A 13,838-nucleotide genomic window follows, 5' to 3' on the forward strand; every position below is an offset into this window, starting at 1 on the left:
AAAAGGTATATTAATTTTTATAATAACGATAGAGGACATAGTTCTTTAGATTATGAAACACCTGCTAAGGTATATTTTGGTACTCAAAAAATTGCTTAAGTTTTTTCATAAACTGTTTGACAAACACGACCACCATATAGATTAAATTATTTCGATTACAGATGATTTAGATATAATTTTCACATACAATATTTTACAATAAAAAAATCAGGGATCACAACTTGTGATCCCTGATTCATTTTCTCCTATTTCCTATATAATCAGCCAGTTTCATATGCCATACTGCCTTGTCTCCAAAGGCAGTAAACATTATTTTTTTAGCTTCCTCTATTTTTTTATCCAAAATTTCCTTGGTTTTTTCCATTCCAAAAATTGACGGATAGGTAGATTTCAAGAGTTCTCTATCACTTCCTACTGGTTTTCCTATCTCTTCAAAAGTTCCCTCGATATCTAAAATATCATCTTTTATCTGAAAAGCCAGCCCAATTAATTCTGCATACCTTTTTAAAGTTTTCTTTTTTTTGTCATCTGATCCTGCAATTATACAAGCACACTCTACCGGCAACATCAATAGTTTTCCTGTTTTATGGGTATGAATATATTGCAGTGTTGGAAGATCTATCTCTTTTCCCTCAGATTCTATATCCACCATCTGTCCACCTATCATTCCATTTACTCCTGCATAATTAGATGTCAATCTAATCAATTCTACTATTTTGGCAGGTTCAATGTCTTCCCTAGTTATCAGATTAAAAGCATGAGTCAGTAGTGCATCTCCTATTAATATAGCTTCTGCCTCTCCAATTTTTTTGTGAGTTGAAAATTTACCCCGTCGGTAATCATCGTTGTCTAAAGCTGGAAGATCGTCGTGAACCAATGAATAAGAGTGGATCAATTCTATAGCCACACCCATAGGAACACCTTTTTTTTCCTGGACTCCCAATAGGTCCAATGTCATCAAAAGCAATATAGGTCTCAATCTCTTCCCACCATTCAACACTGAATATTTCATCCCCTCGGCTATGACTTTTGGATATTTAAGTTCATTCAGATACTCCTCAATAACTAGATCTACTAGATCTCTTCTTTCCTTTAAGTATTCCTTCATTCTTTTCCTCCTACTCAAAATCTTCTATTATTATTTGATCATTCTTTTCCATTACCTTTTTTATTTTCCCCTCAGATTTTTCCAATATGGCTCCAGATTTAGCTAGCAACTTCATTGCTTTTTCATATTCCTTCATAGATTCATCCAGATCCATTCCATCTTCTAACTTTGATATTATCTCGTCTATCTCACTTATATTTTCTTCAAAAGTCTTTATTTTGGCCATCTTTTATTCCTCCTCTTCTGTTATCTTCCTATATCCCTCAAAATCATATTTTTTCTTTATTTTTTTAAATGACTCTACTTTTTTTTCTTTATTTCTATTATTTTTTATATGAGATATATTTTGTTCTATTCTTTCAATATAATTATATCCTAAATTATCTATTAAAACTAGTTTAGAAAGTTCAATATTACCTTTTAATGATAAGGCTGCAAGGTCGTCCTCTTTTAATCTATAGCCTTTTTCTAAAAATAATCTCATTCCTTCCAAATAATTATTTTGAATTATTTTTATCATGGGAGTGGATGCTCCCACAGTATAATCTAGGTTTGCACCTTTCTCTATTAACATCTTCATTATCTCCAAATCTTTTGATAGTGTAGCTAATAACAGCGGTGTCATCCCTTCTACCTCAATATCTAACTTTACATTTTTATCCAACAAAGCCTTGATTACAGGTTTATTTCTATGGACTACCCCGTGATAGATAGGATTTTGTAAATCTACATCTACATCCTTATCTATTAAATATTTAAAAATATCAAATTCATTTTCTATAATAGAATAAATTAATGGAGTAACTTTAAACTTGTTTTTTTTATCTAAAATTTCTCCTAATTCGGCGTCACTGCTTACCAATAATTTTACCATCTCTAAATCTTTATTTTTTATAGCCATCATAAGTGGTGTCAGGCCATCCTCGGATTTCACCTCTATGTCTCCTCCTAATTGTAGGAGTTTTTTAGTATTTTTTATTTTCTTATGTTCGCAAGCCAGTAACAACAACTGATCTAATTCAGGTTTCCTCTTACTTTTGGATATATATTTTTCAATGATATTTCCATCATCTAAAAGAGATACAATTATTTTTATATTTAACTGCTTGGAGTAGTTCTCCATTAGATAGTTGATTCCATTTTTTCCACCATCTATATGGTAGAGTTTGATGAGTAGTTTGGTAGGAGATTTCACACTATGTTTTTTTAACCCTTTACTCTTAAATTTAAATCTATCGTTTAATATTACCAAAATATCACCTATATTCTTTTGCTGCTTCTTTATTATATATTTTTTATCTAAATTTTCAAACTCAACCAGAGAAATTTTCTTAGAATTGATTTTTTTATCCGACAAAACCCTTACTTCATTAGCTATTTCTAAGGCTATGTCGTTCTTTTCTAGCTCTTGTTTTACCCTCACTATCAATGGATTTATCTCTGACTTTACGGCGTATTCCAAACTTTTTTCCAAATCGCCATCCATCTCAAATAATTTGGAAAGTCTTTCATAATTTCCACTTTTTTCATAGTATTTTTTTGCTTTCTCATAGTATTTTTTTTCAAATGCATAGTCACCTATCTTGTCTATTACTACGTGTTTCTCTAAACAATTGGATAATGAGTCATCATTATTTATGATATACTCTATTGTTTTTTTCTCATTATATTCAATGAAGAATTTATCGGCTGCTAATTCATCTTTAGCTTTTTTTATATATTTTTCCGCTCCGGCTTTTTCAAATGCAGCAATGGCCTCTACAAATAATTTTCGATTTAAAAACTCTTTCCCCTCTTTCAAAAAATCTGATTCTCCACTTTTCAAAGTAAAATCTCTTGCCCCCTCTACTGTCAGAGGTACCAGATGATTTCTCAACTTCCCTAACAAACAAATATCTTTTTCTTCTTCCATAAAAAGGAGTCTTTTTCTAGCACGAGTCAACCCCACATATAAAAGGTTAAAATAATATCTATATAGTTGATTTTTTTTAGCACCTCCAGAAAAAATAATTTCCCAATATTTTTTTAGTTCTGTTGCAAAGTTATAGAGTACAACTGAATCAAATTCTAACCCTTTTATATCCTGCACCGTCAATATTTTATTGGCTATTTTAGGCAATTCAACTCTCAACATTTCTTTTATTTGATAGGTTGGAACTAAGATAATAGTTGTATTTTCTTCCAATTTGTTTAAAAAATTATTATCTTTTTTATAGATATAGACATCTTCTCCTTCTAATATGGAAGCTTCTTTATAATCCTCTCCCAACTTGCCGATATATTCTCCCCTAAGATCACTTAGTTCATTAGCTAAATTCACTATTTTTTTTTGACTCCTGTAATTTTTCCCCAGCTGTTTTTCTGTATATTCCACCTTATAAAACAGTGATTTCACCCTGGAAAACCTAAAATAAGTCGGATTTATTATCTGATGGATATCTCCAGATAACAATAAATTTTTTCCATTTTTAACCAAAGTTTTCAACATATATATCTCAACCTCAGTTAGATCCTGTACTTCATCACAAATTATACAGTCAAAAATTTCTTTATTACTCAGGATTACTCTTCTCGCCAGATCATTTTCATCCAGATAAACTCTTTCAGTGAGCCACTCTTGGTATATCAGTGCAATTCTGTATATTTCTTTCCTTACCTCTTCACTATATACCGTATATTTCTTATTCAAGGCTAAATAATCTTTCTGAGGTATAAGTTCCTGCCTCAGGTCTCTATCCCAATTCCCAGCCCCTTTAGCTCCCATACTTCCCTTTATTGTCCCTCTAATCTCTTGATACAACTCTAAATTTTCCATTCCTTTAGGCATAGTTGGATTATGTTCATAGATAAAAAATTCAAATATCTTTAATCCTATAGGTCTTTCCCTCAGCTGTTTTTCATATAATTCCTCCAAAGAGTAAAATTCAACCATTTTTTCACAGTTAGGATTTCTAAATTTTTCATACATTTCATAGGCTTTCTCTTTCAAAGACTGGGTAAATGTTATATACCCTACCTTTAAATCTTGTCGTTCCTCTAATTCCATACTTTTTCTGATAGCCACTGTAGTTTTCCCACTTCCGGCACTTCCCTTTAAAAATAATGGAAAATCACTGTTTAAAATTTCATACTGCTCGTCATTCAGATAATAATATGTATACTCATCCTCATTTTGTATGAATTCCAAAAGGTTTTCATCAGAAGTGATCTCATAGACTATCTTTGAATTTATCTTGTTGTATATAATATCTAAATCTTCCTCCGACCTTTCATCTAAGTTCTCATAACTTTTTTCAATCTCTAATTTTTTAACCTTTAAATTTTCAATTTTATTTTGACGCATTCCGCTTTTTATTGCCAGATCATGAGTCGAAAATAACAGTAGCACCAATACTTTTTCCCCATATCCTGTCCGTTTGATATCTTTAAATTCAAACAATACCCTATCACCACTATTTACCCTAAACTCATATAAATTTTCCCTGAGTTTTTTCACCCAAAACCCTTTGGGTATATCAAATATCATTTTTTTATTTTCCGATATCTCCCTATAAAAATACTGTATTCTCTCTTTGACCCGCTTTATCTTTTCCTTAGGTACATTTTTAAAAAAATCCCCTGTTATTAAAAACCTCATATGTAGATACTCCTAATTTTATGTCCTTATTCTTATTATACAATACTAAACTATAATATATGTATATACATTTTAATTTTTTAATTCTAATTTTATGATAAACTATATTACAATAGGCTTCTTAATTTATTTTTTTAATCCTAGCTTAATATCATCAAACTTAATATAAACATATAATGGGAGTTGAAAATATGAAAAAATTTAATTTTATCACTTTGATATTTTTTATCACTACAAAAATTTTTTGTCTATCCTTTTTAGATCCTGCTGTAAGTCGTATCATAACCTATATAGATAAGGATGGAGCCAATAACTATGCGTTCATTCGGGGGATGGCAGAGGAGCAACAAAAAAAAAGAGAAAAATTTATTTCCCTTGGATTTGCCGGATCAGCCATTGAACCTCGATTAAACGACAAATCCTCTTATTCCAGCTTAGTCCCCTTAATAAATGCTAGATACAATAACTTTTATACCTTTGGTGGTATCTATAACGGGTATACCTTCTATGAGGGAAATAAATTGAATTTAAATTTTGCTGCTGAATATAGATTTGCCGGCCATGCAGAGGAGGATTTCAACTCCTACCTGAAAGAACTTCTCGATGAAGACAACCCTATCATGCTGGGAATTGGAGGTAGTTACCAAGTTGGTTATATTCTTTTAACTGGTGGAATCAAACATAATGTTCGTGGAAATAGTGATGAAAATACTGCATCTATAGGTGTTTTAGGAGGCATTCCCTTCAAAAAAATTATTATCCTTGGACTTTTAAGTTATGAGATGATGAGTAACTCCTACACCAATCGATATTTCGGTACCTCTAGATCTACTAATTCTGAAATCCCATCTCATAACATCGATGGATTCGGGAGTGCCATAAGATTCACAACTGTAATAGCTTACAGCTTAAATCAAAATATCGATCTATTTTCATATTATTATATAGAATCTCTTTCGGATAACATAAAAAAAAGCCCCCTTGTAAAAGGGAGCAATTCTAGTATGATAGGTTTAGGAGCTACCTATACCTTTTAAATTTCAATCGATTTATTTTGACCTGAATTCCATGCAGGTATTAAAAGTAGTATAGCAATTATTGCTGAAGCTATTAGTATCATAAAATATACATCCCATGAATAGTTATCCAAAACATATCCTACTCCTAATTCAGCCCCTGTAGTTCCGACAAAGTAACTAAATAAAACTTAAAAAAATATAGGGCATCTCTAGAAAAATACACTGTCCTAATAAGTAAAATATCCTATCAAAAAATCAAAAAGAGAAAGAAAAGTTTTTTAAACATTTCTCTCTCTTTTCTGCCATCTATAGACTTTTATCTAGTATAAAAACTCAATTCTTTTTTACCATATCTTCTTTCATCGGCTTTTTTAAATTCCGCTATAGTTTCTTCCATATCTTCCATTATATGGTGTTCTGCTATTATTAATCCATTTTCAGCTAATATTCCAGTTTCAGCTATCTTTTCAATTACCTTGGTACATACGTTATCTTTGTATGGAGGATCTAAAAATATAATATCAAATTTTTCTCTTTTTTTCCCTAAGATTGTAAGAGCTCTCAGTGTTTCGTTCTTATAAGCTCTGCACTGACCTTCAAATCCTAAATTATTTACATTTTCTATGATTACTCTAAGAGCATCTTTTTCCAGCTCAATCATTACAGCTCTTGAAGCTCCACGACTTATTGCCTCTAAAGCTATATTTCCAGTTCCACTAAATAAATCAAGTACTTTAGCTTCACTTATATAGGGTGCAATCATTGAAAATAGTGATTCCTTTACCCTATCTGTCGTAGGCCTAGTATCAAATCCATCTCTACATTTTATTTTTTTACCCTTAGCACTTCCTGCTATTATTCTCATTTTTTTTTACCTCTTTCTATTTAATATATAAACATTGCATCTCCAAAACTAAAGAATTCATATTTTTCTTTTACAGCTTCCTCATAAACACTAAACATGAAATCCTTTTCAGACAGTGCTGAGACCAACATAAGTAAAGTCGATTTAGGAAGGTGAAAGTTTGTGATTAATGCATCTACTATTTTGAACTCATATCCTGGATATATAAATATCTCAGTATCTCCAGAAGTAGCTATTAAATTTCCACAACTATCAATAGCCGATTCTAACGTTCTTACAGAAGTTGTTCCTACTGCAATAACCCTTCTTCCTTCAACTTTTGCCCTATTTACAACTTCTACTGTTTTTTCTGGTACTTCAAAAGCTTCAGAATGCATCTTATGTTCCAATACATTTTTCGTTTGAACAGGCCTAAATGTTCCTAGTCCAACCTCTAAATATACATCTACCACCTCTACACCTTTTTCAGCTATTTTCTCAAATAATTCCTCAGTAAAATGTAAGCCAGCTGTAGGAGCTGCTACTGATTCGCCTTTTTCGGCATAAACAGTCTGATATCTATCTCCATCTTCTAATTTTTCCGTAATATATGGTGGCAATGGCATCTGCCCTAATTCATGGATTATTTCTTCGAAAACTCCATCAAAAGTAAATTCTAAGATTCTATTCCCGTCATCCTTTACCTCTTTTAGGGTAGCTTTCAACTGGCCTTCTCCAAATATTATTGTTTGATCTAACTTTAATTTTTTAGCTCGTCTTACTAAACATTCCCATCTATTTAATTCTAGTCTTTTCAGTAAAAAGACCTCCATCACTGCTCCACTCTCTTTTTTACCTATAAGTCTTGCAGGAATTACCTTGGTAGAATTTCTAACAAGAACATCTCCTTTATTTAGATAATCTAAAATATTATAGAATTTTTTATGCTCTATTTCTTTTTTAGTTTTATCTACAACCAACAATCTAGAGTGATCTCTAGGCGTTGTAGGAGTTTGTCCTATCAGTCCCTCTGGCAGATGGTAGTCATAATCCGACAATAATATTATTTCCTGAATCTCATCTTTTTCCTTATTCAATTTTATACCTCTTTCTTATTTTGTTTATAACATTTTCCATAATTCCGAATCTGTAGATAATATTATCTTAGTTTTCTCACCCATAATCTTCTCATAGGTTTCCAAAGTTTTCATGAATTTATAAAATTCAGGATCTCTATTATATGCGTTAGCATATATTTCTAGAGCTTTTGCATCTCCTTCTCCTTTTAATTCTTCAGATTTTCTGTAAGCTTCTGCTAATATTATAGTTTTTTCCCGATCGGCTTGAGAAGTTATCTCCAGTGATTTTTCTCTTCCTTCAGCTCTATATTTTTTAGCCTGTTGATTTCTTTCGGCGTCCATTCTTTTAAAGATATTTTTTTCATTTTCTTGAGGCAATTCTACTCTCTTTATCCTTACATCTATTACATCAATCCCTGAAGATTTGGCTTTTTCTCTACTCTCCTTAGTTACATTTTCCATAATAAAATCTCTTTTGGAAGATATTATTTCAGTTAAGGTATATTTTCCCATCTCTCTTCGGAGTTCAGAATATACAATATCATCTAATCTAGCCTGGGCTCCTGCTATATTTTGTACACTTTGTAAAAACAATAGAGGCTCAGAGATTCTCCATCTAGCATAGTTATCTATTACTATACTTTTCTTTCCTTTAATTATAATTCCCTTAGGAGCTGCATCATAGTTTAATAATCTTTTGTCAAAATATCTGACATCATCCATAAATGGGACTTTTACATATAATCCAGGTTCTGTCACCACTCTTTTTGGTTTTCCTAATCTAATCACAACAGCATTTTGAATCTCTGAAACTTGAAATAAAGATGTAGATAATACTATTACAATTATTGCTAAAATACTAATTATTAGTTTTTTCATTAGTTCCCACACCTCCTCCAATTAAATTTATAATACTTCCTTTTAATCTAGGATCTATTATTATTTTTTCAACACCTGGCATTATTTTTTCCATAGTTTCCAAATACATTCTTGTTTTTGTAACCTCTTTACCCAATGAATATTTTTCACTTAATTTTATAAATTTAGCTACATCTCCCTGGGATTCTTTGATTCTTTTTTCCTTATAAGCTTCCGCTCTATTTATCATTTGAAATGCCTGTCCACGAGCATTTGGAATAATATCGTTTCTATAACCATTAGCTTCATTTATAAATCTAGACCTATCTTCACGAGCATTTGCTACCTCTTTAAAAGCTTGCATAACCTCTTCTGGCGGTCCTACATCCTGTAACTGTAGCCCTATTATCATTATCCCAATTCCATAACTATCCAATATTTTCTTTAGTTTTTCACGAGTTTCCTCTTGAATTCTCTCTTTTCCAACTGTCAGAGTTTCCTCTATTCCTTTGCTTCCAACAACCTGTCTAAGAGCAGATTCAGCTGCACTTTTTATCGTCTCATACTGACCTTTTACATTGAATACATAATCTTTCAGGTTACTGATTTTGTATTGAACACTAAAATCAACATCGATCATATTTTCGTCCCCTGTAAACATAAGTGATTCTTCTGGAACATTTTGATATCTTGCAGGTGGTCCAGCCTCAACAGTTTCAAATCCTATCTCTACCCTATAGACTTTTGTTGTTTTAACTACATATCTTTTACCTATTGGTCTAGGAAAATACCAATGCATTCCAGGTCCTACAGTTTTAGAATATTTTCCAAAGCTAAGAAGTACAGCCTCCTCATCTGGTCCAACTTGATATATACCTGTTCCCATAAAAAGAAGGAAAAACACTATTATTATTCCACCTATTCCACCTTTTCTACGGTTTCCAGATGATTTTTTAGGTCTTCCACCGCTAGATTCATCATCTTTTCCCTCGTCCTTACCGAAAACTTTTTCCATTATAAATTGTTTAACATCTTCTAAATCATCGAACCTTATTTCTCCCATAATGTTCCTCCCTGACGGCTTTAAGCCGAATGTTATTTATATAAAATCATTTTTAACTATCTATTAAGTTTTCCGATTACCATTCTTTCATGCTCTGCATAGTCATAGTATACTCCTATATTTAAAAAATCATTTTTTTCCATAATTTTTTTTACAACTTCTCCTTGATTATACCCAATTTCAAAAGCCAAATACCCTCCTTTGATTAGGTGATCAGGGGCGTTTTTAGAGATCTCTTCATAGAAATATAAACCATTATTAGGAGCAGTCAGAGCTAATTTAGGCTCATATTTCAATACTTTCTCCTCTAATACTTCGTATTCATAGTCAGGTATATAGGGCGGGTTAGAAACTATCAGATTAAATTTCTTATATTCCACACCCTTCATTACATCAGATTTAATAAATTTTACATTGGTAGCATTATTTTCTATCTTATTTTTATTAGCTATTTTTAGAGCTTTCTCACTTATATCCACTCCTAAAACCATGGATTTTGGAAGTTCCTTCCCTAAACTTATTGATATAGCTCCACTGCCACTACCGATATCTAATACCTTGGGTTCCTCTATTCCATCCATTAATTTTATACACCTTTCCACCAATAATTCAGTTTCAGATCTTGGAATAAGTACCGATTCATCTACATAAAATTTATAACCATAAAACTCTTCAAATCCCAAAACATATTGAAGAGGTCTCTTATTTTTCCCTATTTCTACCAACATCTCTCGAATTTCTTTTTTTTCTGCCTCTGTGATCTCCCTTTCAAATCTTAGGGTCATCTCCATCCTAGAAACTTTTAAAATATAACTAAATACATGTTCCACGTCTAATTTTGCTTCCTTAGATCCATGTTTTTTTAGATATATTATACTCTTAGTTAGAAGTTCTAAAAACTCTTTTCTATAGATTTTTCCTGTATTCTCATTATGTGGTTCTGGAATTATTTTATTATTTTCCGTTTTTCCGTTTTTTATTTTCTCTTCCCTTAGAAATTCATCAAATCCGATTTTTTTCTTTATCATCTGTAATATATACTTTTTAATCTTCATCCTCTCGTCATCTATAAGGGGTCTATCATATTCTGCATAGAGTAATATCCTATCAATGGATAATACGTGAGATATTACTTTTTCTGCTTCTAATCTAGGTTTAGAAAAGGAGTATTTCTTAAAATACTCCTCACTCCACCTCAATATATCGAGTAAATTTTTCATTAATCTACCATGCTTTGTAGTTGATCTGCCTGATCAAATGTGATCAATGCGTCGATTATCTCATCTATCTCTCCATCTAATATATAGTCTAACTTATGAACTGTTAGTTTAATTCTGTGATCTGTTACTCTTCCTTGCGGGAAGTTATACGTTCTAATTTTTTCAGATCTAGCACCAGTTCCTACCTGTAATTTTCTGCTTCCTTCTACTTCTGATCTTTGCTTTTCAACTTCAGATTCAAATAATTTAGCTGCTAATATTTTCATAGCTTGCTCTCTGTTTTTTAGTTGTGATCTACCATCTTGACATTGAACAACAGTTCCCGTAGGTATATGCGTTATTCTTACTGCCGAATCTGTAGTATTTACATGCTGCCCTCCTGATCCACCTGCTCTATATGTATCTATCTTAAGGTCACCTGTTTTTATATCAACTTGTTCAACATCATCTATTTCAGGTAAGATTGCTACTGTAATTGTAGAAGTATGAATTCTTCCTGATCCTTCTGTAGCGGGTACTCTTTGTACTCTATGTACTCCTGATTCAAATTTTAGTCTAGAGTAAGCTCCTTGACCTTTGATTAAAAATATTACCTCTTTTAATCCTCCTACACCTATTTCATTTTTTTCCATTATTTCTATCTTCCATTTTCTTCTTTCTGCATATCTACTATACATTCTAAAAATATCTCCAGCGAATAATGCAGCTTCATCTCCACCTGCTCCACCTCTTATTTCTACGATTACGTTCTTATCATCATTAGGGTCCTTTGGAAGTAATAGTCTTTTCATCTCCTCTTCTATTTCAGGTAGTTTCCCCTCTATTTCACTTTTTTCTTCTAACATCATCTCTTTCATCTCATTATCTTTTTCATCTTTTAAATTTACTTTGATAAATTCTAACTCTTCTAAATACCCTCTGTATTCTTTGTATTTCAATACAATTTCTTCCATATCATTTATAGCTTTATTGTATTCGATCATTCTCTTGTGATCTGTCGCTACTTCTGGAGTCGCTAATAGCGCATTTAATTCATCATACTTTTTTGCTACGTCATCTAATTTTTTAAACATCTATTCATCCCTTCCTACAACTTTATTTTTTTTCAAGATCTTTTATTCATTTTTATTTTTTCTTAAGTTTTACAGTAGTTTACACCTTTAAAATTCAAGACTTTTACTTGTAAAGTATACCATAATATGTTATTAAAAACAATTACCCCTTCTATTAGAGATAGTTTCAGAGACTTAATTTTAATAAAGTAGCATTTTTTAAACACTATAATATTTATTATTGACATAGTAGAGAAAATAGTTTATACTCTTTACAAATAGATTATAAGGAGCAAGATTATGTTTAAATTAATTAGAATTTCTAGCAATAATAATAATAATAATAATATGAGGGGATTTGTATATAGATAACATTTAGTTATCTTTAGGCAAATCCATTTTGTGATAAAAACAAGATGCAATTGCCTAGAACTCCTCAATGAAACTATAAGGGAAATCATTAAGGCAATTTTGCTTTAATGGTTTTTTTAATTTATTCAACTCTTTTATTCTATAATCTTAAACAAATAAACTTAGGAGGACAACTATGAAAAAAATAACAGACAAATATAAGAGTAAATTACCACTACTAGAGACAGAGATCGCAATCAAAAAACTTAAAGATTTTTTTGAAAGTTCATTAGCTTACGAACTTAACCTAACTAGAGTTTCAGCTCCACTATTCGTAAGAAAGACAACTGGATTAAACGATGATCTAAACGGAATTGATAAGGCGGTATCTTTTTCAACTGAGCATGAAGACAGCTTAGAGATCGTTCATTCATTAGCAAAATGGAAAAGAATGGCTTTATACAGATATGGATTTAAATCGCATACAGGCTTATACGCCGATATGAATGCTATAAGAAAACACGAGGATCTTTCTGAAATCCATTCTCTATACGTAGACCAATGGGACTGGGAAAAAATAATCTTAGAAGAGGAAAGAAACATCGAAAAACTTAAAAATATAGTTGATAGAATTTACAACGCTTTTAAAAAAACAGAAAGCTATATAAAGAGAGAATATCCAGTTCTCATTCTTACTTTACCTGAAAAAATACATTATATTACAGCTATTGAATTGGAAGAAAAATATCCTGAATTCACCCCTAAAGAAAGGGAACATGCTATAACTAAGGAATATGGTTCTGTGTTTATTCTCGGAATTGGGGATAAGCTCCCTTCAGGAGAGATCCATGACGGTCGTGCCCCAGATTACGATGATTGGTCACTCAACGGAGATATATTATTTTGGAATCCCGTATTAAACCGATCTTTAGAACTTTCTTCTATGGGTATCAGAGTGGACAAAAAAGCTCTCCTAGAGCAACTGGAAAAAACAGATACTATGTGGAAAAAAGACCTGGATTTTCATAGATCGCTTCTTGAAGGAAAACTACCCTTTACTGTAGGTGGAGGAATAGGGCAGTCTAGAATTTGTATGTATTTCTTGGAAAAAGCCCATATTGGAGAAGTTCAATCATCTTCATGGCCTGCTCATATAATTGAAGAATGTACAAAAAAAGGAATAGAATTACTGTGAAAAAAGTTCTTAGTGCCCTTCGTCTCTCTACATTGAGAGACTTTAAATCACTGTAATTTAGCCTCTATTTATAAGCTAAAAACGTCCATCAGGAAGACAAATTGTCTTCTCGTTGGACGTTTTGTCCATTGGTTACACGAATCTAAAGATATGCTCTCAATCTCAATAGTACCAACTGTTTTCCCGACCTTATCCTTTGACGTATTTCGATTACATGGGTATAATCACAAGGGGAAGTTTTTAGGAAAGCATAGGAGGGCAATGAGAGCATATTATAATGGTCGTATAAATTCATACAAAGAGTGTTTAACCTTAAGCAAAAAAATAGGGTATAATTTAAGAAAACAATATGGGGGATTTTGATTATGAATACACGAAAAACTTACTCTTCTAAGTTTAAATTTAAGATCGT

General features: G+C 31.7%; 11 protein-coding genes. 2 read left to right on the forward strand and 9 right to left on the reverse strand.

The window, feature by feature from the left end; all coding sequences use genetic code 11:
- Window positions 1–235 precede the first annotated feature (235 nt).
- From V5784_RS11910 to V5784_RS11920, 3 genes are read right to left on the reverse strand one after another with little or no spacing between them, the layout of a single operon-like run.
- The gene (locus V5784_RS11910; RefSeq protein ID WP_336889243.1) at window positions 236–1,108 is read right to left on the reverse strand and encodes a polyprenyl synthetase family protein; all 873 of its coding nucleotides are present in this window, start codon (window positions 1,106–1,108) and stop codon (window positions 236–238) included.
- Between the two features lie 10 nt (window positions 1,109–1,118).
- Window positions 1,119–1,334 carry an exodeoxyribonuclease VII small subunit gene (gene xseB, locus V5784_RS11915; RefSeq protein WP_336889244.1) on the reverse strand — a complete coding sequence of 72 codons (216 nt, stop codon included), beginning with the start codon at window positions 1,332–1,334 and terminating at the stop codon, window positions 1,119–1,121.
- 3 nt (window positions 1,335–1,337) lie between these two features.
- Window positions 1,338–4,745, reverse strand: coding sequence for an ankyrin repeat domain-containing protein (locus tag V5784_RS11920; protein WP_336889245.1), 3,408 nt, complete (start codon window positions 4,743–4,745; stop codon window positions 1,338–1,340).
- A 191-nt stretch (window positions 4,746–4,936) separates the two neighbouring features.
- Here V5784_RS11920 and V5784_RS11925 point away from each other — a divergent pair, with 191 nt between their 5' ends.
- Window positions 4,937–5,782 (forward strand): MipA/OmpV family protein, encoded by an 846-nt coding sequence (locus V5784_RS11925; RefSeq protein ID WP_336889246.1) that lies wholly within the window; start codon window positions 4,937–4,939, stop codon window positions 5,780–5,782.
- A gap of 298 nt (window positions 5,783–6,080) precedes the next feature.
- Here the strand turns inward: V5784_RS11925 and rsmD are convergent, their stop codons facing one another.
- Genes rsmD through prfA form a run of 6 tightly spaced genes read right to left on the reverse strand, consistent with a single transcriptional unit; the run spans window position 6,081 to window position 11,901 of the window.
- A complete protein-coding gene (gene rsmD / locus V5784_RS11930) occupies window positions 6,081–6,629 on the reverse strand; it encodes a 16S rRNA (guanine(966)-N(2))-methyltransferase RsmD (protein WP_336889247.1) in 549 nt (182 codons plus the stop codon).
- A 20-nt stretch (window positions 6,630–6,649) separates the two neighbouring features.
- Window positions 6,650–7,672: a tRNA preQ1(34) S-adenosylmethionine ribosyltransferase-isomerase QueA gene (gene queA, locus V5784_RS11935; RefSeq protein WP_336889253.1), complete on the reverse strand. Its 1,023-nt coding sequence runs from the start codon at window positions 7,670–7,672 to the stop codon at window positions 6,650–6,652.
- Window positions 7,673–7,729: 57 nt separating this feature from the next.
- On the reverse strand, window positions 7,730–8,566 hold the full coding sequence (gene hflC / locus V5784_RS11940) for a protease modulator HflC (RefSeq protein WP_336889248.1): 837 nt from the start codon (window positions 8,564–8,566) through the stop codon (window positions 7,730–7,732).
- Window positions 8,547–9,608, reverse strand: coding sequence for an FtsH protease activity modulator HflK (gene hflK / locus V5784_RS11945; RefSeq protein WP_336889249.1), 1,062 nt, complete (start codon window positions 9,606–9,608; stop codon window positions 8,547–8,549). The genes hflC and hflK overlap by 20 nt, the downstream gene beginning before the upstream one ends.
- 56 nt (window positions 9,609–9,664) lie before the next feature.
- Window positions 9,665–10,828, reverse strand: coding sequence for a peptide chain release factor N(5)-glutamine methyltransferase (gene prmC, locus V5784_RS11950; RefSeq protein ID WP_336889250.1), 1,164 nt, complete (start codon window positions 10,826–10,828; stop codon window positions 9,665–9,667).
- Complete coding sequence (gene prfA / locus V5784_RS11955) at window positions 10,828–11,901, reverse strand: peptide chain release factor 1 (protein ID WP_336889251.1); 1,074 nt, start codon at window positions 11,899–11,901, stop codon at window positions 10,828–10,830. The genes prmC and prfA overlap by 1 nt, the downstream gene beginning before the upstream one ends.
- Before the next feature lie 526 nt (window positions 11,902–12,427).
- On the opposite strand from prfA, the gene asnA reads away from it, so the two are divergent.
- On the forward strand, window positions 12,428–13,426 hold the full coding sequence (gene asnA / locus V5784_RS11960; protein WP_336889252.1) for an aspartate--ammonia ligase: 999 nt from the start codon (window positions 12,428–12,430) through the stop codon (window positions 13,424–13,426).
- Window positions 13,427–13,838 lie beyond the last annotated feature (412 nt).

The organism is Psychrilyobacter sp. (assembly GCF_037132775.1).
Taxonomy (GTDB): domain Bacteria; phylum Fusobacteriota; class Fusobacteriia; order Fusobacteriales; family Fusobacteriaceae; genus Psychrilyobacter.